Genomic DNA, 20,586 nt, shown 5'->3' with positions numbered 1-20,586 from the left:
TTGTTTTCCTATTTTAGCTTATATAAAATATCATCGTCCTCGCTTGGATTACCACGACCATCTGTATTATTAGTGACAAAATAGAGTGCTTCACCATCTGAAAAGACATCACGTACACGTCCAAAGCCAGTGATGGACTGTTCTACATTGCCCGTTTCTACATTCATCACCTTTACTGCTTCTCCGCGAAGAGAGGCTACATATAGCTTGCCCTTGTGAAAGGTGATGCCGGAAGGTGCCCATGTCTCACTACTGCCCGAAGTAATGATTGGGGTCACAAAGCCATCCTTTGTCTCATTCCCTTCAATAATGGGATAGCCATAATTCTTGCCCTGTTCAATTATATTAATCTCATCGTTAGCTGATTGGCCATGCTCTGCCTCGAAAAGTGTACCATTTTCATGCCATGCAAGTCCCTGAGGATTGCGATGACCAGTGGAGAAAATTTTGAAAGAGCCATTGTCCTCCATTCGTACAATTTTTCCGTTCATTGATGTGTCATCCTGAGAATTATTAGGGTCACCTGCATCACCAATAGTTACATAGAGTTTTCCATCAGGTCCTATTTCTAGTCTTCCGCCATGATGGATATTACCAGTCTTTATTTTATCGATGTGTATTTCTATTTCATTCCATTTCTTGTTTTCTCGCTTTAAAGTAACTACACGATTAAAAGATTCACCATTTAGGTCGTACGTATAGTAGGCAAAAGCCTCCTTAGTTTCTTGAAAGTCTGGTTTAAGTACAAAGCCAAGTAGCCCTGCCTCGGAAGCGGAGGATAGCTTATCCGAAAGCAAGACCTCCTCGTGAGTAACAGTTGCTCCATCAATAACAGCTATGGTACCAACTCTCTCAGATATATAAAAGATGCCATCCTGCTGGTTGATTGACCATGGAATATCTAAATTGGTCGCAACTTTTTCTGCAATTTCTTTTTCAGGTTCAATTGCCTCCTGAGAGCATCCGAATAAAATAAGTGATAATAGTATGAGTCTTTTCATATAAAAACCTCCTCCAGTTAGTACTTCTATTAAAGAAAAGCATAATCCTGCCTAAGACAATAAGTTTTATAAATGATAATCGATAGATTCTATCGAATTTACTTATCATAAGAGGGAGGGTATGCTGAATTTACAGAAGAGTTAAGAAAGAAGGCTAGACAATGGAATTTCTAATTTTTTTTATAATTGGAATAGCAGGGAATACGGTAGGAACGCTAGTAGGGGGCGGAGGACTTATCAGTCTGCCATTGATGCTGCTTATGGGCTTACCGATACATTCAGCAATCGGTGCGAACAAGGTATCAAATACAGTTAGCTCTTTATCAAGTTTTCTGGTCATTTTTTCTAAAAAGGAAGTGTCAGCGAAGGAAGCACTTTCTGTATTAATATTTTGTTTAGGGGGAGGAATATTAGGGGGACTCACTGCGTCGTTCCTAAGCGGAGAGACGTTGATGATCCTTGCGATTGTGTTATTAAGCTTTGCATTTATTAACTCCTTTATGGGAAAAGGTAATTTTGATGGAACTTCAACCTTCCAGCTGAATAAAAAAACGATTCCTTCCTTAGTGGGGATTGGAATATATGATGGAATGTTCGGACCCGGAAGTAGTACACTGGCATTATACTTGTATGCTAGTGAGAAAATTGCCTATATCCGAGCGGTAGGGCTAGCTAGAATCGGTGTATTTGCTAGCTGTTTTGGAGCCTCTATTACGTATATATCCACTGGGAAAATTTTGTGGCCAGTTACTCTAGCGCTTATGTTAGGAGCAATTATTGGAGCGCAGCTAGGAGTAAGGCTAGCGCGCAAATTAAAATCTAAGCACATAACGCCACTTCTACGGGTAGTAACAGTTTTGTTGATAGTGCAAATAGTAATTGATTATATAAAATAATAGGAAAGGAGAGGTTATATGAAATTACATTGTGCAATTTTAGATGACTACCAGCATGTAGCTATGGAAATGGCCGACTGGTCAACTGTGAAGGAGCAGGTAGATGTACAATCCTTCTCTCAGCATTTTGAAAAGGAAGAGGAACTATTAAAAGCAATTAACCATTGTGAAATTATTGTTATCATGCGAGAGCGGACCCCCTTTACAGCATCACTTTTTGAAAAGTTACCCAAGCTAAAGCTCTTAATAACCTCAGGAATGAGGAACGCTTCTATAGATTTAGCAGCTGCAGCTGCACATGGAGTAACTGTATGTGGAACAGCGAGCTCTTCAGAGCCACCGACTGAGCTGACATGGGCTCTAATCTTAAACCTTGCCAGAAAAGTTACAGAGGAGAATATAGCATTAAGAGAAAATGGTGCATGGCAGAGCACCGTAGGAACAGATCTACACGGTAGAACTTTAGGATTGCTTGGATTAGGTAAAATCGGTAGTCGTATGGCTATAATTGCAAAGGCATTTGGGATGAATGTTATCGCATGGAGCCAAAACTTAACGAAGGAGCAAACCGACCAATATGGTGTTCGTCTTGCAAATTCAAAGGAAGAGCTTCTAGTAACAAGTGATTTTGTCTCTGTTCATTTAGTATTAAGCGACCGAACAAGAGGGCTAATAGGAAAACAGGAATTACAGCAGATGAAAAGTACCGCCTATCTGATCAATACTTCTCGCGCTGCTATTGTAGACCAGGAAATGTTAATAAAAGCCTTACGTGAAAAGTGGATTGCAGGAGCAGGCTTAGATGTATTCGATGAAGAGCCACTACCAGAAAATCACTCATACCGCACACTAAATAATGTGCTAGCAACTCCGCATTTAGGCTATGTGAGTGAGATTAACTACAGTACCTACTTTAAAGAAGCAGTTGAGGACATTGCAGCTTTTCTAAAAGGAGAAGCTATCCGTAAAATAAATTAAAGCTAGATGAGACACCAGGAGTAGAACCGACTGATTTGTGCTGAGCTGACTCACAGGGTCAAAAAAGAAGGGGCACAAGACTAATTGTAGTCTTGTGCCCCTTTTACTTACCTTATTTCAATTGTTCAAGCTGTCTGCCAAGCTCTCGCAAGTCAGCAATTTGCTCAGAAGTAGTTGTTTTCAATAATGCTTTTTGAGATTTTAATACTCGATCCAGAACTGCAATTTCTTCTGATAGGTCTGGATTTTCTGTATCCCTTTTTTCTTTAAGAGAGTGGATTAATGTGTACAGATTTTCGTGTCCAACGATTCGTCCCTCTCCCCACATTAGCTTATCGGCTGGCGCATCTAGGACGTAGGCTGTGAAGTAATCAAATACTTCTTGGTCGAAGTCATAGGCATACCAATTATTATCAATATTCCAAAGGTATTCATCTAATGGTGTAGCGATATCTCCATCCTTTAATGCTTCAATTGATAGAGTTAAGTTATTAATGTTGTTTTGCGGATGCTCAAATGGGAATATAACTGCATCCTCCCAAGTAAGGCGAGTGAAGCTGTCCTCTGTATGCTTAAATGCAGATAGCAAGTCACTGTTGAGCTGACGGCTTTGATTATAAAGCTTTTTAGCAGTGGCATGATCATCCTTAGAAAGGGCATTTAAGTAATCTTCATTAATCTTTGCCACCTTCTTATTTACGTCTTTTGCCACTTTAAGTACATGATCAATTTCTTCTATTAGCTTGTCCGAAGATACCTCAGCTTGTTCAAAGATATTTTCATCTAATGTTTCTTTCATAGCGTTTAGACGGGTTGTAAAATCTAAAGGTACAACAGCAGTTTTGTCATAATGCATGGTTAAAAGTCCATACAAGTTTAAGTGGAATTTAAATGCATCCTCATTATACTGCTCCTCTGTATCGAACTGAGAATGGTAATGAGTACGCATATAATTGCTATCTTGGAAATCATTACGTAGGGCAGGGACGCCAGCAATATTAAAGGAAAAATCATCTGACCAAGTACGTAATGGAGATACAACAGAAATTCCGTCTTTATAAACTCCTTCTACAGTAGGAACATCTTTAGAGAACTCTGTAAGATAATTATTCAATTCGTAAGTAGCTCGAATTTCATCCTGTGTAGTATGCTCATAAGCAGGTAATTCAAAATTCATATTGGCAAATGCTTTTCCAACCCATTCTGGATGGATTTTAAAGATTTGATTGTATGCTCCAGTTGACCAGTCATAACGAGAGTTAGAAACTCCCCATTCCTCAGCTGCCAAGGCATTAAAGATAATTGTTTTTTCCGGCTGATAGCCACTGTCGACTAACCCTTTTGCAACACCCATCATCAATCCAATTGCTGCATTGTCATCCTGAAAACCTGTGAAGTAGGAGTCATAATGGGCAGATAGGATAATATAGGACTCGGGATCCTTTCCTACTATTTTTCCGTAGTAGTTATAGGATTTACCATCCATTTCAACAGTAGATTTTGCATCAAATTTTACTTTAATGGAGCCAGTCTCACTAGCTTCCAATGCTTTTTTAAGATTATTTCCATCAGTTTGGGACATTGAAAATGCAGGGGCATCATCTGGTCCACAAATATCCTGAGCATTAAGTGCATCTGGGGATGCTTCGCCATAACCAGCTTCTTGTACGGCTATAACACCTGCAGCACCTTTTACATGGGCTTGGTAAGCAGGATAATTTATCCACCATTCCTCACGCTGATTAATATCTATTAAAACGAGCTTGCCTTCGATGTCGAGGCCTTCTAAATCCTCTGCAGTTGCTTTTCCACCGTAAACAATATCATATTCCTTCATACCATTTGTATTGAAATTAACCTGATACCCACCAAGAACAGCTAAATGTTCCTTCCCGTTTTCATCGGTGAACGTTAAATCGGCTTTTTCAAATGTCCAAGTATCTAAAGAAAACTCATCCTTCGTTACTTCGGTAAGACCTATTTTCTCCATCTCTTGTCCAATTTTTTCACCAGTTTTTAGTTCAGCCACAGAACCAGCAGTTCGGTATCCAAGCTTTTCATTTGTTTTAAATTCTTCTAAGCTTTTAGTAAATTCGTAGGCATAATTTACATCAACTGATGATAAATACTCATCTGAAATATTATCGATTAAACCATCTTTTACTTTATCAGCGTCCTCTTTTACCTCTTTGTCAGTACAGCCTGCAAGAGCAAGTCCTACCAGAAGGGATAGAGTTAGCGCCTTTGTGATTCTTTTCATGTATCACATTCCTTTCATACTATGTAGAAATTAATATTATCAAAAAATAATAATTATTACCACTTTTCTTTACGGGAAATAGGGAATATTATAAGATGAAGGAAACTTAAGGAGGTCAATTATATGTTTAAAAAGCTTGCGTCAGATGCTTTAGGAATTTCAGATATCGGAGTTGTTGTGTCTAAAGCAGATTTTGATAAGACAGAATCGGATGACTTTGTCATGCACGAAGCAGGTGAGATAGTTTATTTTCTCATTAAAACAAAATCTGATGAATATTGCTTTACCAACAAAGCTCTGATTCATGTAGACGGGGAAAATGCTATTAGCAAGAAAAGAACATTACGCCGCTATGACTATGCGTACAATCCGATTACTGATGTAGCGCTCGAAACTGCAGGCACCATTGATCTTGATATGGAGATTAAATTCACGATTGGTAATGTTCCATTAAGCATTGATATTCACAAAAAGTTTGCGACAGAAATTAAAGATTTGTATAAGGCAATCCATACCATTTCAATTCAAACGATAGACAACAAAAAGAAATATGAAATTGCTCAAAACAGCTTAGGCTATGCGGCTCAGTCCGTCGGCAAAATGGAAAGTAAAGATACTACTCCATTGTCTTCATTCGAAGCAATTACTCAATTCTCTTCGAATTGGATGCTAGAGCAAAAAGACAAATACTTGAAAAAAGACTTCAAGGATGTATTTGATTTATTTATTAACGAATAAGATGAACTAAGCCACTACCTGTATGGGTAGTGTTTTTTTATGTCAAATAACTTGTCTAATTTATGCTCCTCTATTACAAGGGAGTTAACTCCTATTTTGTCAATATTATCAAAGTAATGCTTCTTATTTCTGAAAAGTTGGTCTATTATTGAGCTATATGTCTAATTCAGAACAGGAGGGACAAGTAGTGGAATCACTGAAGCCGATAGATAGAAGTCAATTACGCATTTACTTTGGAAAAAAGTATTTTCGTATGAAGCGTTATGTTGATTGGTATGCTGGAAAGAAAAAATATGCTTTAGAGAAGGTAGAGAATAGAAAGCCAAAGGTTATTGCCTCTCATCAAACGCTTCTACTCCGCGAATTACAAGATGTAGAAATGTGGCTACAGCATAACAAGATTAGGAATCTTAAAATTGCAGCTAAGCAAATAAGTGGTGTCATCGTTCAACCTGGAGAAACGCTCTCATATTGGCGATTAATCGGAAACACGAGTAAGAGAAAGGGTTACGTCGAAGGCATGATTTTACACTATGGAAAGGTAACGGTAGGAGTCGGAGGTGGCCTGTGCCAATTATCAAACCTGATCTATTGGATTACATTGCATACACCGCTTAAGGTAACGGAGCGATATCGCCATAGTTATGATGTATTCCCCGATTCTAATCGCAGTCAACCATTTGGAAGCGGGGCTACCTGTGCATACAATTACTTGGATCTGCAGATTACGAATGAAACAAGTCAGCCCTATCAATTAATATTATATCTAACGGATACCCATTTAGTAGGAGAATGGAGAGCAGACAACCCTGCTACTAGTAGATATGAGGTGTACGAGAAGGACCATTTAATTTCGAAGGAATATTGGGGAGGCTATGTTAGACACAACAGTATTTATAGAAGAGTATATGATTTGCAGGGTGGGTTAATTGATGATGAGTTCATTACGCAAAATCACGCGATAATGATGTATGAGCCTATGCTGACAACTTCTGCAAAGTATTAGGGGGTAATAGAATGGATGAACGAAAAGAGTCACTAAGAGCAAAAATATTCTATGCATTTTTTAGTTTAATAGGCTTAAGCATGATAACATTTTTCATTCTCGTAGTACTTGCATTGACTGGAAACATTTATTATATAGCGACATTAATAACTGGAGCAATTGCCCTGTACTTATTTTTCATTTTCCGATTGTTTAATTTTTTTACTACTAAAAAAAGGACAAAATGGTTTTTAGGAATCATGGGAATAGCTCTAGCAATTAGTGCAATTACTCCTGTTAAAAAGATGTACGAGAATAGTATTCCAACAGTGGGGGCAGAATTAGATATTTGGGAGTATCAGCCATTCATTGAGCCTTTAAAGATTGCAACGCTAGAAGAAGAGGCGTCGCTCAAAATTACAGATAATCTACCTAAGATGGACGGAGCGACTGCTTTATATCCTTTGTATGCTTCTTTTGCTCAGGCGGTTTACCCAGAAAAAACATATGAGCCAGGTTCCAGTGAAGTCATGGTGAATACAACTCCCGATGCATACAATAATTTAATCCAAGGTAAGGTAGATATGATTTTTGTTGCGCAGCCTTCTCAGGAGCAAATCAATCACGCAAAGCGTAATGGTGTAGAGCTTAAACTTACACCGATTGGGAGAGAAGCATTTGTGTTTTTTGTCCACCAAAAAAATGAAGTAGACGGGCTCAGTATTAAGCAAATCCAGGATATTTACTCAGGGAGCATTAAAAATTGGCAGAATGTTGGAGGAAGTGACGATTCTATACGAGCATTCCAACGACCTGAGGGTAGTGGGAGTCAAACAGCTTTACAAAATTTAATGGGAGAAACTCCTTTAATGGAAGCTCCGACTGAGGATATTGTGAATGCCATGGATGGAATTATTGAAGAGGTAGCCCAATATAAAAATTATAAAAATGCTATTGGTTACACCTTTCGTTATTATTCGAATGAAATGGTGAAAAACGACCAGATTAAACTATTAAACATAAACGGGATAGCACCTACGAAAGAGAATATTCGAAACAACCAATATCCAATTGCATCAGAGTTTTATGTAATAACAACCAATACTAAAAATCCCTATGTAGATGAACTCATCGAATGGATTCTTTCTCCGCAAGGGCAGGAACTAGTTGAAAAAACAGGATATGTACCAATACATGAATAATAGGTTGCGAGTTTTCCTCATAACCTATTATTCTTGTGTTAGGAAATAGGAATCTGCGAACTACCTCCACAGATTTCCTACACTTTTCTTATATAGAGTTTAGTTCTTTGTTTAGTTTTTTTGCTTGTATACGGAAATAGTAGTAGAAGGCTAGCCAATGTAAGGTATAAACAACAACGAAAATGGCAAGTGCAGTTCCAAAACTTAACAAGGTAAAAGGAATCCAGCCTATAAAGAAGGCAAAGATAAAATATGCTACAAAAACAGTTAGAAAATGGAGGACAGTTGCTTGCATCATTGTAAAACGCATATTCTCGAAGTAGAGTGGAGTTACTGTGAATAACCAACCGCAAAATATAGAACCTAATGAATTTTTCAAGAATAGCGGCCCGTTTAATGTTTCTCTGTCACTAAAGAGAACGACACCATTTGTTAATAGGACAGCTATAAATGCACCGAAAAAGATACCAATCATGCTTCTAAACAAAAAAGTTTTCATTCGCTTTTCCTCCTGTTCATCTTTAGGGCCTCCTTAATATGATTGACGTACGTTCTAGAGACATATTCTTTTGCTCCAGATTTAAAGTAAACACATAGCGTCCCATTGAAAGAAGCCTCAAAACGATTGAGTTCATAGAGGTTAGCTATTACAGATTTAGATAAACGTATAAATTTGCTTGATGGTAAGATTTCCTCTAGCTCATATAACTTTTCCTTCAATCTATACGATCCAGTTGAGGTTACTGCAATAACAGCCTCCTTTTCTGTATGAAAATAATGAATATCCTCTGGCTTTAGAATATGCTGCATTTCACCTATTTTACCAACTAAAAATTCAGTTTCTCTGCCTTTTATAAACTCTAATAATTCCTGAACTGATTCACTTAGCTTAGGCGTTTCAATTTTGACTTTCGTCTCTTTAAATTCACTATCAATAGTTAACGATACTTTCATTTACAGCACCTCTCTTATCAATAGTGTAAACCTTCAAATAATAATTGTCTTTAGATTTTCCGCTTGTGCATGAAACGAATAAGGAGGATAGATACAATCAGAACCCCTCCAATATAGCTAAGAGAAATCAGTGTTTCATTAGACAAAGAAAGCTGACCATTCCACACTGCCTTAAACATGTTATTCATATGATAGAGAGGGTTTAGCTCTGCAATAACCTGCACAAACTTTGGCATTAAGTTAATCGGCTGTGCAAAACCCCCGGTAAAAATGACAACCTGCATGATAACGATAGAAAATACAAGAGCACTGTTCATATTCTTGAAAAAGGAGTAAATAGCAGACGCCATGATTAGTAATGCAACGTTCATAAGTATAAAAAAAACGTAGGAAGTAAGAACGTTCATTAAATCAAAGGACAAATCATACATAACTAATCCAATGCCAAATATCATAAGGTAGCCTATGGTTGTAATAATAATCGCCCGTAAAATGCTTGAAGTTAGTAAAATATTTTTGGGTACAGGAGATAGACGAATTCGTTTTTCAACACCAGTTGTACGATGAGTGACCTGATCAAACCCAAAAGCAAAAAAGACAACGGTGAATGTTATAAGTAAAATAAAGGATGGTGTATAAGATTGTGCATAATTTAATCCATGATCATACGTCATTTCACCATATAATTGGCCCATAAAGATATACGTGATTGGTGGTATAACAATGGCAAAGACAAGGTAAAAAATTTCTCTAGAAAACATAAGTAAATCATATTTTAATTGTGTAGCTAACATGATAAGTCCCCCTTAGATAGATACTTTCTGAAGGTAAAAGTCATTGATGGAGCGGTGGCCTAAAGCTAAAATTTCATCGGTTGTAGCAAAAACCTCGTTTGTACCATTGTTGATTAGCAATACCTTGTCACAGTACAGCTCTACCTCATCCATATTGTGGGTAGTCAAAATGACGGTGCCTCCGGTGCGTTCATTGTATTGAGTTATATAGGACCACAGCATATTACGCATATGTGGATCTAAACCAGTGGTTGGCTCATCTAAAATAAGCAGCTTGGGCTCGGACAAAAATGCAATAGATAGGCTTACAATTTGTTTCCAGCCACCAGATAATTTATCAAAATATTTTTTGCGATGTGGCTCTAATTTAAAGTCTCCCATAATTTTTTCTATATCAATGGAGGATCTATAATAGGACTTAAATAGCTTTAATAATTCCTCTACCTTTAACGTACGATAAAATTGAGTCGGCTGTAGAACAACCGCAATTTGTTTTCGAAGCTCTTCTAAGCGCTGCATGGAAATGGAACAAATATTTTCTTCTAGTACTAGGACACTTCCAGCATCAAATTGTTTGATAGTCATGAGAATTTCTAAAAAAGTAGATTTACCTGCTCCATTTTTTCCAATCACCCCGATGATTTCCCCCGTTGTTGCTTGAAAATCTAAACCTATTAGTACCTCCTTATCCCCATAAGATTTTTTCAAATTTTGAACTTCAATAATATGCAAAATAATCCCTCCCGTTTTATTTATAAACCAAGTGTATGATGATTCTGCTTTGCATTCTTCTGTATTTCGGTAAGTGGTAAGTTGGAGGAGGTAACTTGCATAAATTTATAGGTCAGTTGCAATTGTCTACTAAAAGGAAGTATATTGAGAGTATTAAAGGAGGAATTCAAATGAATCAAGCATTCTTAAACAAAGTAACTCCCATGATTAATCATGAGGAAAGACTGGTCAGAGAATTTGCATCGTATGTACTGAATGAATTTCCATTTACGCCAAGTGAGACGGTAAATGAACAACTAACGAATGCGCTAAATGCTGACGTACAAGAAAGGGATTCCATTCTAGTCTCGGGACAGGAGAATAATGTAACAGAAGAAACGTTCCCGATTCTGATGAAGCTCCTCCAAAAGGTAACAAAGTCGAAGAGACATTTAGTCCTTCAATATGTCATGAATCTACCTTCTCAGGTTCTGGTGGACAAAGCAAATCAGCTTACTCCTTATATTGGAACGGAGTACATTGAATTCAATCAATTATTATTGGAGGCAAGCAAGGATGCGCTTTGGAAAACGTATGAGGAGGTTGTTGGGAATGTTAACCGTGATGGATTCAACGCGCTAGAATTTCAAAAATCTAAAAAGATACTTGGACGAATGATTGAGAAGGACAGCTATGGCCCTCAAGAAGTGAAGAAAATTCTGGAGCAAGAGATAGGAGAAAAACATTTCTCGGTCGCTGGCATTTTAGCTGTAAGAGCAGTTGGTATCCTACAGTTAAATGAATATATACCTTCGCTTGCTACCCTATTAGATAGAGAAGAAGATATTCTATTAGAAGAAGTGGCAGTTGCACTTAGTAGCTTTCAATTAGATGATGTAGTGGAAGCAGTTGCTCCCTATGCGATGAAGAATGAAACGTGTATTTATGCGACCAGTATTTTAAAAGAAACGAAAACGGACAAAGCAATAGAAGTACTAATAAAAAGCTATGATAAGTTAGATGAGACTGGAAAAGAGACTGTTATTGAGTCTATAACAGCTCACTTAACAGAGCAAGCATTTCCTTTAATAGAGGATTACCTTAGTAATGGCTACCATGGCGGTATGATTGATTTAGAACAAACACTTTACGCTTTCTATACAGTAATGGGACGTTCACATGATTCGTTGGGAGAATGGAAGCAAATTGCGGAGCAAAACGCCATAGAGTTTGAACAAGAGCAACAAGCACAGGCTTCCCAACCAGTAGTAAGCGAAAAAATAGGTAGAAATGATCCATGTCCGTGTGGCAGCGGTAAAAAATATAAAAAATGCTGTGGAAAATGATTAGCTTTATTGAAAAAATTAATGAAATACAGGAGAACCACCATTAACTGGTGGTTTTTCTATATAATGATATAGCAGAAAATTTAAAAAGTTAAATAACATCTAAAAATTTTACGGGGGAAAAATTATGAAAGGAGAAGGGGATATGGAATATTTAAGTATGGTTTTTTTACAGGTAGTAGCACCTATTTTAATCATGTTGATGATTGGTGCATGGCTACAATGGAAGTTTTCGTTTAACCTGAAAGCGTTATCTAACCTAATCACCTATTGTCTAATGCCAGCCGCTGTGTTTATTAACATTTATGAGACTGAAGTTAATGCAGGAATATTAGGAAGCATTACGCTATATCTGCTTATTTTTAGTGCTTGCTTAATGGTGGTTAGCTGGCTGCTTGGAAAACTTTTAAAGCTAGAGAAGAAGCAGTCAGCTATTTTTAGTAATAGTATCGTGCTGATCAATTCTGGAAACTATGGGATTCCGGTCAGTCAAATGCTTTTCTATGCCAATCCACTGGGAACTTCTATTCAAATCATTATTGTTATCTTTCAAAATATCATGACCTATACATATGGACTTTATAATTTGATATCTACTACAAAATCTGGACTGGACATATTGAAAAGTTTATTTCGTCTCCCATTGGTACATGCGCTGATAATAGGGGCATTGATGAATTACTGGAATATTGGCATTCCTATATCATTGAGAATTCCAATCGACTATTTAGCTAATGCATTTATATCAATTGCGCTTATTACACTGGGCGCACAATTGGCGCAGCTCAATATAAAGACTATTTTCAACAAGCTCATTTTGTTTAGCACATTTGGTCGCTTAATAATAGGCCCATTGCTTGCCTTTGGATTAATCACTTTAATGGAATTGGATGGAGTCGTTGCTCAGTCTTTGTTTATCGCAAGCGCTTTTCCGACTTCTAGAAACAGTTCAACCTTGGCACTAGAATATGATGTGGAGCCAAACCTAGCAGCACAAATAGTATTGTTTTCAACCGTTGTTAGCTGCCTAACAGTAACAGTTGTCATTTATTTATCGAATATATGGTGGGGATGAGATGAAGAAGCAGAAACGTTCATTGCAAAAAAGAATATTTGGGTTTGGTGCAATCTTTGTGTCATTAGTTGCAATTATTATCGGTGTCTCTCTTTATTTTACAATGTCTCATGCAATAGAAGATGAAATTGGAGAAAGGGCACTCAGTATAGCCAAGACGACAGCGGAGCGACCGGATATTTTGGCGGGCTTTCAGTCAGAAAATCCTACTGAGCTCCTACAGCCAATAGCTCTAGAGATTCAGGGTTTAACCGGAGCGGAATATATTGTTATTGGAGACGAGGAAGGCTATCGTTACGCCCACCCAGTAGAGGACAGAATAGGAGAAAAAATGGTTGGCGATGACAATGAGCAAGCATTAGTTTATGGGAAATCCTACGTTTCCGAGGCGACTGGGACATTGGGATCTGCGTTAAGAGGAAAGGCTCCTGTTTTGGATGAACAAGAGGAAATAGTCGGGATTATTTCGGTAGGGTTTTTAAAGGAAGACATGAGTCTTATCTTTGCAAGGTATATTGATAATATTGCATATATTGTTTTGATTGCAATAGCCATTGGAATTATTGGCTCTAGTATTTTGGCACGGACTATTAAAAAGGAGCTCTTTAATCTAGAACCCTCGGAAATTGCTAACTTGTTCATGGAGCGAAATGCTTTAATAGAGTCGATACGGGAGGGAGTCATAATGGTCGATGCTAAGGGAATCATTACCATGATTAATACGGCAGCTCATGAAGTTCTCTCTTTACCTACGGAAGCCCAATTGGTTGGGAGGAACATTTGGGAGGTTATCCCTAATACATACCTCCTGCAGGTTATGGAGACTGGGGAGCAGCATTTAGACCGACCTATGGAGATTAAAGGGAAAAAGGCTATTGTTAATCGAATTCCAATACGTGTCGGTGAGGAAATTATAGGAGCAGTTTCAAGCTTTCGTCTTCAATCTGACATAGACAAGCTGTCGGAGGAGCTTTCACAGGTAAAGCAGTACACAGAAGCCCTAAGAGCACAAACTCATGAGTATCACAATTTTCTTTACACAATTTCTGGCTTAATACAGCTTCATTCCTACGAGGATGCGATTGAGTTAATACAGTTAGAGACAGCAGAGCATCAGTCGCTTATTCAATTTATGACTAGAAGACTGCAGGACCCTTTTTTAGGGGGAATTGTGATTGGCTTTTTAAATCGTGCCAAGGAGTTGAAGGTGCGCTTTATCTTAGATGAGGATAGTTACTTAGAAAAGATTCCAAGTCATTTACAAAAGCATTTATTTGTCTCTATTATAGGAAATTTAGTGACAAATGCCTTTGAGGCGGTCGAATCTAAACCAGAAGCAGAACGAAATGTTCGGATATATATTTTTGATAATGGAGAAGAAATTATTATAGAAGTCGAGGATTCTGGAGATGGAATGCCGAATGGGCTATTAGATATTGTACTAACTGAAAAGATATCCACAAAAAGTGAGGGAGATCATGGATACGGATTGGTTAAGGTAAAGGATAGTTTAAATGATTTAGCTGGAAAGATTTCCATTGAACGAGGAGATTTGGGTGGGGCATTGTTTATCGTGTCTATACCAAAAGGAGGTTACTTGCATGACAAAGGAAATTGAAGTTTTAATCATAGAGGATGACAGACGAATTTCTGATATTCATCGTAGATTTATAGAGAAAATTGAAGGATTCCAAATGATTGGTGCAGCCTTCACGGGAGAAGAGGCGAAGGATTGGATTATTTCATATAAGCCGGATCTGATTTTACTAGATGTGTACCTACCTGATACGAAAGGGACAGAGCTACTAAAAGTCATTCAGGAATATAGTCCAGAAACAGACATTATCTTCATCACAGCTGCCTCTGAATCTAATATTGTAAAAAAAGCATTCCGAAGCGGTGTAGCAGACTATATCTTAAAGCCACTTACCTTTGAAAGATTTAAAGAAAGCTTACTTGCGTACAAGGCAAAAAGAGACATTCTAGAAGAAGAGGGCCAAGTCCAGGAAAGCATCATCAAATCTCTTTGGGGAAACAGTACAACTAACGGTACGTTAGAAAAGGAAGCAATACCTCCTAAAGGGATAGATCCAATTACAAAGGAAAAGGTAGTCAATCATATTAAACAAATTAAGGATGGGATTACAGCAGAGGGACTTGGAATGGATATTGGTGTTAGTCGCTCAACTGCACGGCGATATCTAGAGTATTTAGTATCGGAACGAATCGTTTATACAGAGCTTATTTACGGTTCAGTAGGAAGACCAGAGAGAAGATACTTTATAAATCAGTCGTGAACAATATGAACAAAATGATTTTTATGTTCCTTATTGAACTTATAACCACAAACATTGAATATATAAAATGTTTTGATAAATTAATAGAAAGCGTATGAAAACGCTCTCATAAAATAGGTTATAAGGAGGGAAAGTTAGATGTGGATGAAAAAATTTGCTCCTATCGCTTTAGTCGCAACACTTACATTAGGTCTTGCAGCGTGTTCATCGGATGATGGAGGTGTTAAAGCATCGGAGTATCCAAAGAATAACATTACACTTGTTGCTCCTTCTGGAGCAGGTGGTGGCTGGGATCTTACAGCACGTGCCATTGCAAAAACATTAAACGATACAAAATTGGTGGAGAAGCCAATTACAGTGGAGAATAAACCAGGTGGTGGTGGAGCTGTATACATGGCAGAATTCGCTACGAAAGAAGTAAAAAATGATCATGTCCTAATGGTTAAATCACCACCAATTCTTATTAATAACAACAAGGCTGAAGGGAATAGTCCATATGGCTACAAGGATACTACTCCTTTAGCACAGCTTACTCGTGATTATGGCGCAATCGTAGTAAAAAATGATTCTAAGTTTGAATCACTTCAAGACGTGCTAGACGCTATTAAAGCAGATCCGAAAGCAGTTACTTTAGCTGGAGGGTCAGCACCGGGCTCTATGGATCATTTAGTTGGAGTACTACCAGCACATGAAGCGGGAATCGACCCTAAGTCTGTAAAGTATGTGCCCTATGACGGAGGGGGAGAAGCAGTTGCTGCTCTTCTTGGTGGAAATGCTGATGTGATAGCTACAGATGCTTCTACTATCGCAACTTATGTGAAGTCTGGAGATGTGAGAGTTTTGGCAGTTAGCTCTAGTGAACGATTAGAGGGAGAGCTTGCTGAAGTTCCAACATTCAAGGAATCCGGAATTGATGCAGAATTCACTATTTGGCGTGGAATTTTTGGCACTAAGGAAATGTCTGAAGGTGCTGTAACCTATTGGTCAGAAAAGCTGGAAAAGATGACGGAGACAGACGAGTGGAAAGCAGAGCTTGAGAGAAACGGCTGGGCTAGTGAATATCGTAACTCAGAAGACTTTACCGCTTATTTAGAAGAGCAAGATGAAGTAATTGTAGAATTGCTAACAGCTCTTGGTATGCAGAAATAATCAGGTGAGGCGACTAGTAAAGTCGCCTTTTCCTTTTGGTGGGAGGGATAGATAGATGAATAAAAGCTTTGACCGCTTTGCTGGTATTGGCTTTTTATTGGTAGGAATAATTTTTTTGGTGGAGAGTCAAAAAATTTCTGATAGCGCATATGGCTCCTCAGTAGGACCAAAAATCTTTCCGATGTGGCTTGGAATTATATTAATGCTTCTTAGTATTCGCTTAATATATGAAACGTTTAAATATAAATCAGAGGAATCTGGCAAAGAAAAGCTTCAATATAAGAAATTTATCATAATTTTTGTTAGTGCCTTACTTTACGCCTTTTTACTCGAAAAGATTGGTTATGTTATTTCTACTTTTCTCTTTCTGCTTGTTGCTTTTCAAACAGTTGAACGTGGAAAAGTTATTTACTCGGTCATCATATCTGCCGTATTTTCAGTCGGGGTTTATTACTTATTCTCAGAGCTGCTCGGAGGTTCGTTACCAGGATTTCCACTGCTATAAGGAGGGAGACATCAAGCGATGAGTACATTACAGTTTTTAATGGATGGATTTAGTGTTGCCTTCCAATGGCAAAATATATTATTTGCATTTGTAGGTGTAATTATTGGAACCGCTGTTGGCGTTTTACCTGGGATTGGACCTATGAGCGGTGTGGCTCTCCTAATTCCGGTAACTGCAACTATCACGTCGGGGATGCCAACAGAAGCTGCAGCAGCTAGCTCTATTATATTGTTAGCAGGGGTTTATTATGGTGCTATGTATGGGGGGTCAACGACATCTATATTATTGAATACACCGGGAGAGTCCTCATCCGTTGTAACTACATTAGACGGATACCAAATGGCACAGCAGGGCAGAGCAGGAGCTGCTTTATCCATCGCTGCTATCGGATCATTCGTGGCAGGAATTGTTGCCCTTCTCGGTCTAGTGCTGCTAGCCGAGCCTCTTTCTAATGTCGCGATTAAATTCGGACCAGCTGAGTACTTTTCTTTAATGCTGCTGGGGCTAGCTGCCGTTAGTGGGCTCGCAGGAAAGTCTATGACCAAGGCATTAATAATGACTGTTTTAGGACTCATGCTAGGAACGATTGGTATTGATGCAGTTTCCGGTATTGCTCGCTTTACATATGACCAACCGATTCTTTATTCTGGTCTAGAGTTTTTAACAATCGCTGTAGGATTATTTGCACTAGGTGAGGTATTTAAAACGATATTGGAGAAAGATGAAGAGACGGGTAATATAGCAAAGATAAACCGCATACTACCCACTAAACAGGATATCAAGGACAGCTCTGTACCTATTGTCCGAGGTTCATTACTTGGCTTCTTTATTGGAGTCTTACCAGGAGCAGGGGCTACACTTGCATCCTTCTTTTCCTACACTACAGAGAAGAAATTTAGCAAAAAGCCTGAAACTTTCGGCAAGGGGAATATTGCAGGAGTGGCTGGTCCAGAATCAGCAAACAATGCAGCTTCAGGTGGAGCGATGATTCCACTTTTGACACTAGGTATACCTGGATCTGGGACAACAGCGATCCTTATGGGAGCACTTATTATGTATAATATTCAGCCAGGCCCGTTATTATTTGATGAGCATCCAGAGGTTGCATGGGGTTTGATTGCTAGTATGTTCATTGGGAATTTGATGCTGCTTGTGTTAAATATGCCATTAGTTAGAGTGTTTGCAAAAATTATTGAAACACCTAAAAAATATTTGCTACCAATGATTATAGCCATTTCATTTTTCGGAGTGTACGCTGTACAGTACACAACCTTCGATTTGTTTTTATTATTAGGCTGTGGAATACTTGGGTATCTCTTATCTAAAAATGATTTCCCAGTTGCCCCATTAGTGCTTGCACTTGTGTTAGGTCCTATGATCGAAAATAACTTGCGCCGTGCACTGACCATTTCTAACGGAGACTTTAGTATCTTCTTTACGAAACCATTATCATTAGTTTTCATAATTGCGGCAGCTGCTTGGTTGTTAGTCCCTCTTATATTAAAGGCTAGAGGGAAACAAGTGATTATTAATGAGGAAGAATAGATATAAGTGATTCTTAAAAGATGGTTTTAAGATATTTCCGCTTTAAGCGGGCGCTTTCTGGTGGGGGAGTGAAAAAGCTGGCCCTGTCGCGTCGCTTACACGTCATTTGGAATGGCCTTAGCTGTCTACCTCCCCGCCTGTCTATATGCTTTTCTTATCCCTCAAAACAGCTGCCAGAGTCATAAACTTTGGTAGCTGTTTTTTTATAAAAATGTATTGCTATAGGCGCTCACTTTTAATTGAGGTGATCGATAAATATTAAAATAGGAGGACGATCATGAAGTGCGATCATCCTCCTAAAAATTATTCGGTATTGAATGGACTATAGGTCTGTAGCTTTCGAAAAAGAGTAAAATGGAGATATTTTTATGCTAGTTTGAATTTATTTATTTCTTCTTGTAAGTCCTGAGCATTCTGTGACAGCTCAACCGCCACACCACTGACTTGCTCCATACTAGCTGTCTGCTCCTCGATAGCTGCTGCAATACTTTCTACGTTAGAGGAAGCATTTGCTGCTCCGTTAGCGATTTCCATTGCAGAGGCGGAAACCTGTTCTGCAGAAGCTGAAATTTCCTCAGAAGTAGCTGAAATTTCCTCAATTTGAATGTTCATCTGCTCTACAGCAGTGACAATTTCCTCAAAAGCTTGGCCTGCTTCTCCAATAATTTTTACACCTTCTGTAACAGAAGTGAGGGAGTCCTCAGCAGCTTTCTCTACATTGCTTGTATCTAATTTTATCTCCTTAATCAAATTCACTATTTGATTTGCGGATTGTCTAGATTCTTCTGCAAGCTTGCGAACCTCATCAGCAACAACTGCAAATCCTTTTCCATGTTCTCCTGCTCGTGCTGCTTCGATTGCAGCGTTTAGAGCTAAGAGATTAGTCTGCTCTGTGATATTCGTAATCACATTAGTGATATTTTCAATTTCAATTGTTTGTTTGCTAAGCTTTTGTACTAAATCATTCATCATCTCGGAAGAATGGTTAATCGTATTCATCTGCTCGCTAGCCTGTTGAATAATTTTACCTCCAGCGAGTGCTGCTTGATACGTCTCGTTCGAATTGTCATGTAAGCTCTGTGTTGATTCGGCAATTCTTTGAACTCCCGTTGCAGTTTCATCCATAGCGCGCGAACTTTCGTTGGCTGACTGGGCAGAAGAAGCGGAAGATTCTAGAGTGTCATTAGCACGATTGGCGATCTCATTTGTAGAGGCGGTTACCTCTTCTGTGCTAGCAGATAGCTCCTCAGCAGCTGCGCTTAAATGCTCCGAATTCTCATGTATGCGTTTGAGTAACGTTTGAAGATTGTTTTTCATTTGATTAGTAGCAGAAGAGAGCTTTCCTATTTCATCCTTAGATACATATTTCAAATCATCCACCGATAAATCTCCAGTCGCAATGGTTTCGGACACTCTCACCATTTCTTTTAACGGATTAGAGATCTGCTTACGAGTGAACCACATAACAAAACACCCGTTTATCAGAATGATTACTAACATAACAATTGCTACAATGTTAGACAGAATCATAGCGTTATCCGTATCTTCCGATATTTTATTCAGTTCCTTATCCTGATAATCGAGCATTTTTTTTGCAACATCTAAAATACCAGCATTTGCAGGAGTAATACGATCCTTTAAAATTCTTGTTCCAGAACTCATGCTACCTGTTTTAGCATACTCCAAGTATATTCCAGATGCCTCATTGAATTCATTTTTATAAACGTAAATCTCCTCAACATATTTCTTCATAGTTTTGGAGTGGGCAAGAGATGCAATTTCAGCAATTTTGTCGTCGACATACTGGATATAGTATTCTAACTGCTCCTTCGTCTCAGGAGAATTATCAATTAACAGTTCCTGTGAATATTGACCCTGCATTCCAATCCCAAAACGAATCTCGTCGATTATTCGTAATTGAGTGACTCTATAGTCGAGAGCCTCATCCACTTTACTTTCCACATTAGCAGATGTAAGCATAAATGTTCCAGTAGAGATTAATAACAAAACTAGAATAGTGATAAATGCGATGTTTAACTTTTTGCCGATACTCATAAGCTGCCTTCTTTCCAATAAATATAATCACTTCGTATTTATCGACTATTAGTAATGTCATTTGAAGTAGGCTAATGAAAAATTATTACTAAAAG

19 protein-coding genes are annotated in these 20,586 nt (G+C 38.2%); 12 read left to right on the top strand and 7 right to left on the bottom strand.

Annotation, left to right across the window (positions count from 1 at the left end):
• Positions 1-8: 8 nt before the first annotated feature.
• Entirely contained in the window at positions 9-1,001 is a 993-nt protein-coding gene (locus MKY94_RS18120) for a PQQ-dependent sugar dehydrogenase (protein ID WP_144541664.1), read from the bottom strand.
• 161 nt (positions 1,002-1,162) lie between these two features.
• Between MKY94_RS18120 and MKY94_RS18115 the strand changes: the two genes are divergently transcribed.
• Together MKY94_RS18115 and MKY94_RS18110 are read left to right on the top strand one after the other, a co-directional pair.
• Positions 1,163-1,897: a sulfite exporter TauE/SafE family protein gene (locus tag MKY94_RS18115; RefSeq protein ID WP_342577555.1), complete on the top strand. Its 735-nt coding sequence runs from the start codon at positions 1,163-1,165 to the stop codon at positions 1,895-1,897.
• An 18-nt stretch (positions 1,898-1,915) separates the two neighbouring features.
• On the top strand, positions 1,916-2,875 hold the full coding sequence (locus tag MKY94_RS18110) for a D-2-hydroxyacid dehydrogenase family protein (protein ID WP_154312221.1): 960 nt from the start codon (positions 1,916-1,918) through the stop codon (positions 2,873-2,875).
• Between the two features lie 112 nt (positions 2,876-2,987).
• Here MKY94_RS18110 and MKY94_RS18105 read toward each other — a convergent pair whose 3' ends face one another.
• Positions 2,988-5,135 (bottom strand): M28 family peptidase, encoded by a 2,148-nt coding sequence (locus MKY94_RS18105; protein WP_342577554.1) that lies wholly within the window; start codon positions 5,133-5,135, stop codon positions 2,988-2,990.
• 123 nt (positions 5,136-5,258) lie between these two features.
• Here MKY94_RS18105 and MKY94_RS18100 point away from each other — a divergent pair, with 123 nt between their 5' ends.
• The 3 genes from MKY94_RS18100 to MKY94_RS18090 all read left to right on the top strand — a co-directional run bounded on the left by MKY94_RS18100 (position 5,259) and on the right by MKY94_RS18090 (position 8,060).
• On the top strand, positions 5,259-5,873 hold the full coding sequence (locus MKY94_RS18100) for a PH domain-containing protein (protein WP_144541672.1): 615 nt from the start codon (positions 5,259-5,261) through the stop codon (positions 5,871-5,873).
• Positions 5,874-6,030: 157 nt separating this feature from the next.
• Positions 6,031-6,879 (top strand): VanW family protein, encoded by an 849-nt coding sequence (locus tag MKY94_RS18095; RefSeq protein WP_144541674.1) that lies wholly within the window; start codon positions 6,031-6,033, stop codon positions 6,877-6,879.
• An 11-nt stretch (positions 6,880-6,890) separates the two neighbouring features.
• A complete protein-coding gene (locus MKY94_RS18090) occupies positions 6,891-8,060 on the top strand; it encodes a substrate-binding domain-containing protein (protein WP_260866675.1) in 1,170 nt (389 codons plus the stop codon).
• Between the two features lie 88 nt (positions 8,061-8,148).
• On the opposite strand, the gene MKY94_RS18085 is transcribed toward MKY94_RS18090, so the two are convergent.
• From MKY94_RS18085 to MKY94_RS18070, 4 genes are read right to left on the bottom strand one after another with little or no spacing between them, the layout of a single operon-like run.
• Entirely contained in the window at positions 8,149-8,559 is a 411-nt protein-coding gene (locus MKY94_RS18085; RefSeq protein ID WP_144541676.1) for a DUF3021 domain-containing protein, read from the bottom strand.
• On the bottom strand, positions 8,556-9,014 hold the full coding sequence (locus MKY94_RS18080) for a LytTR family DNA-binding domain-containing protein (RefSeq protein ID WP_151112526.1): 459 nt from the start codon (positions 9,012-9,014) through the stop codon (positions 8,556-8,558). The genes MKY94_RS18085 and MKY94_RS18080 overlap by 4 nt, the downstream gene beginning before the upstream one ends.
• Before the next feature lie 50 nt (positions 9,015-9,064).
• The gene (locus tag MKY94_RS18075) at positions 9,065-9,808 is read right to left on the bottom strand and encodes an ABC transporter permease (RefSeq protein ID WP_151112529.1); all 744 of its coding nucleotides are present in this window, start codon (positions 9,806-9,808) and stop codon (positions 9,065-9,067) included.
• A 12-nt stretch (positions 9,809-9,820) separates the two neighbouring features.
• Positions 9,821-10,540, bottom strand: a complete 720-nt coding sequence (locus MKY94_RS18070) for an ABC transporter ATP-binding protein (RefSeq protein WP_151112531.1) — start codon at positions 10,538-10,540, stop codon at positions 9,821-9,823.
• Between the two features lie 95 nt (positions 10,541-10,635).
• Between MKY94_RS18070 and MKY94_RS18065 the strand changes: the two genes are divergently transcribed.
• From MKY94_RS18065 to MKY94_RS18035, 7 genes are all read left to right on the top strand, one after another.
• A complete protein-coding gene (locus MKY94_RS18065) occupies positions 10,636-11,865 on the top strand; it encodes an SEC-C metal-binding domain-containing protein (RefSeq protein WP_342577553.1) in 1,230 nt (409 codons plus the stop codon).
• 145 nt (positions 11,866-12,010) lie between these two features.
• Positions 12,011-12,940: an AEC family transporter gene (locus MKY94_RS18060; protein ID WP_151112535.1), complete on the top strand. Its 930-nt coding sequence runs from the start codon at positions 12,011-12,013 to the stop codon at positions 12,938-12,940.
• Between the two features lies 1 nt (position 12,941).
• On the top strand, positions 12,942-14,558 hold the full coding sequence (locus MKY94_RS18055; RefSeq protein ID WP_342577552.1) for a sensor histidine kinase: 1,617 nt from the start codon (positions 12,942-12,944) through the stop codon (positions 14,556-14,558).
• Positions 14,542-15,237, top strand: a complete 696-nt coding sequence (locus MKY94_RS18050; RefSeq protein WP_144541691.1) for a response regulator — start codon at positions 14,542-14,544, stop codon at positions 15,235-15,237. The genes MKY94_RS18055 and MKY94_RS18050 overlap by 17 nt, the downstream gene beginning before the upstream one ends.
• A 144-nt stretch (positions 15,238-15,381) precedes the next feature.
• Complete coding sequence (locus MKY94_RS18045; RefSeq protein WP_342578701.1) at positions 15,382-16,386, top strand: tripartite tricarboxylate transporter substrate binding protein; 1,005 nt, start codon at positions 15,382-15,384, stop codon at positions 16,384-16,386.
• 55 nt (positions 16,387-16,441) lie between these two features.
• Complete coding sequence (locus MKY94_RS18040; RefSeq protein WP_144541695.1) at positions 16,442-16,891, top strand: tripartite tricarboxylate transporter TctB family protein; 450 nt, start codon at positions 16,442-16,444, stop codon at positions 16,889-16,891.
• A gap of 18 nt (positions 16,892-16,909) precedes the next feature.
• Complete coding sequence (locus tag MKY94_RS18035; RefSeq protein WP_342577551.1) at positions 16,910-18,436, top strand: tripartite tricarboxylate transporter permease; 1,527 nt, start codon at positions 16,910-16,912, stop codon at positions 18,434-18,436.
• 366 nt (positions 18,437-18,802) lie between these two features.
• Here the strand turns inward: MKY94_RS18035 and MKY94_RS18030 are convergent, their stop codons facing one another.
• The gene (locus MKY94_RS18030; RefSeq protein WP_342577550.1) at positions 18,803-20,491 is read right to left on the bottom strand and encodes a methyl-accepting chemotaxis protein; all 1,689 of its coding nucleotides are present in this window, start codon (positions 20,489-20,491) and stop codon (positions 18,803-18,805) included.
• Positions 20,492-20,586 lie beyond the last annotated feature (95 nt).

Origin of the sequence: Psychrobacillus sp. FSL K6-2843, assembly GCF_038626375.1 — a bacterium.
Classification (GTDB): domain Bacteria; phylum Bacillota; class Bacilli; order Bacillales_A; family Planococcaceae; genus Psychrobacillus; species Psychrobacillus faecigallinarum.
This window is presented reverse-complemented; position numbering and strand designations above follow the sequence as displayed.

Excerpts from the sequence above, each read along its gene's own strand:
- MKY94_RS18110 (WP_154312221.1), top strand. The coding sequence starts at position 1,916 with ATGAAATTACATTGTGCAATTTTAGATGACTACCAGCATGTAGCTATG.
- MKY94_RS18090 (WP_260866675.1), top strand. The coding sequence starts at position 6,891 with ATGGATGAACGAAAAGAGTCACTAAGAGCAAAAATATTCTATGCATTT.
- MKY94_RS18115 (WP_342577555.1), top strand. The coding sequence starts at position 1,163 with ATGGAATTTCTAATTTTTTTTATAATTGGAATAGCAGGGAATACGGTA.
- MKY94_RS18100 (WP_144541672.1), top strand. The coding sequence starts at position 5,259 with ATGTTTAAAAAGCTTGCGTCAGATGCTTTAGGAATTTCAGATATCGGA.
- MKY94_RS18085 (WP_144541676.1), bottom strand. The coding sequence starts at position 8,559 with ATGAAAACTTTTTTGTTTAGAAGCATGATTGGTATCTTTTTCGGTGCA.
- MKY94_RS18080 (WP_151112526.1), bottom strand. The coding sequence starts at position 9,014 with ATGAAAGTATCGTTAACTATTGATAGTGAATTTAAAGAGACGAAAGTC.
- MKY94_RS18040 (WP_144541695.1), top strand. The coding sequence starts at position 16,442 with ATGAATAAAAGCTTTGACCGCTTTGCTGGTATTGGCTTTTTATTGGTA.
- MKY94_RS18055 (WP_342577552.1), top strand. The coding sequence starts at position 12,942 with ATGAAGAAGCAGAAACGTTCATTGCAAAAAAGAATATTTGGGTTTGGT.
- MKY94_RS18075 (WP_151112529.1), bottom strand. The coding sequence starts at position 9,808 with ATGTTAGCTACACAATTAAAATATGATTTACTTATGTTTTCTAGAGAA.
- MKY94_RS18050 (WP_144541691.1), top strand. The coding sequence starts at position 14,542 with ATGACAAAGGAAATTGAAGTTTTAATCATAGAGGATGACAGACGAATT.
- MKY94_RS18095 (WP_144541674.1), top strand. The coding sequence starts at position 6,031 with ATGTCTAATTCAGAACAGGAGGGACAAGTAGTGGAATCACTGAAGCCG.
- MKY94_RS18045 (WP_342578701.1), top strand. The coding sequence starts at position 15,382 with ATGAAAAAATTTGCTCCTATCGCTTTAGTCGCAACACTTACATTAGGT.
- MKY94_RS18035 (WP_342577551.1), top strand. The coding sequence starts at position 16,910 with ATGAGTACATTACAGTTTTTAATGGATGGATTTAGTGTTGCCTTCCAA.
- MKY94_RS18030 (WP_342577550.1), bottom strand. The coding sequence starts at position 20,491 with ATGAGTATCGGCAAAAAGTTAAACATCGCATTTATCACTATTCTAGTT.
- MKY94_RS18105 (WP_342577554.1), bottom strand. The coding sequence starts at position 5,135 with ATGAAAAGAATCACAAAGGCGCTAACTCTATCCCTTCTGGTAGGACTT.
- MKY94_RS18120 (WP_144541664.1), bottom strand. The coding sequence starts at position 1,001 with ATGAAAAGACTCATACTATTATCACTTATTTTATTCGGATGCTCTCAG.
- MKY94_RS18060 (WP_151112535.1), top strand. The coding sequence starts at position 12,011 with ATGGAATATTTAAGTATGGTTTTTTTACAGGTAGTAGCACCTATTTTA.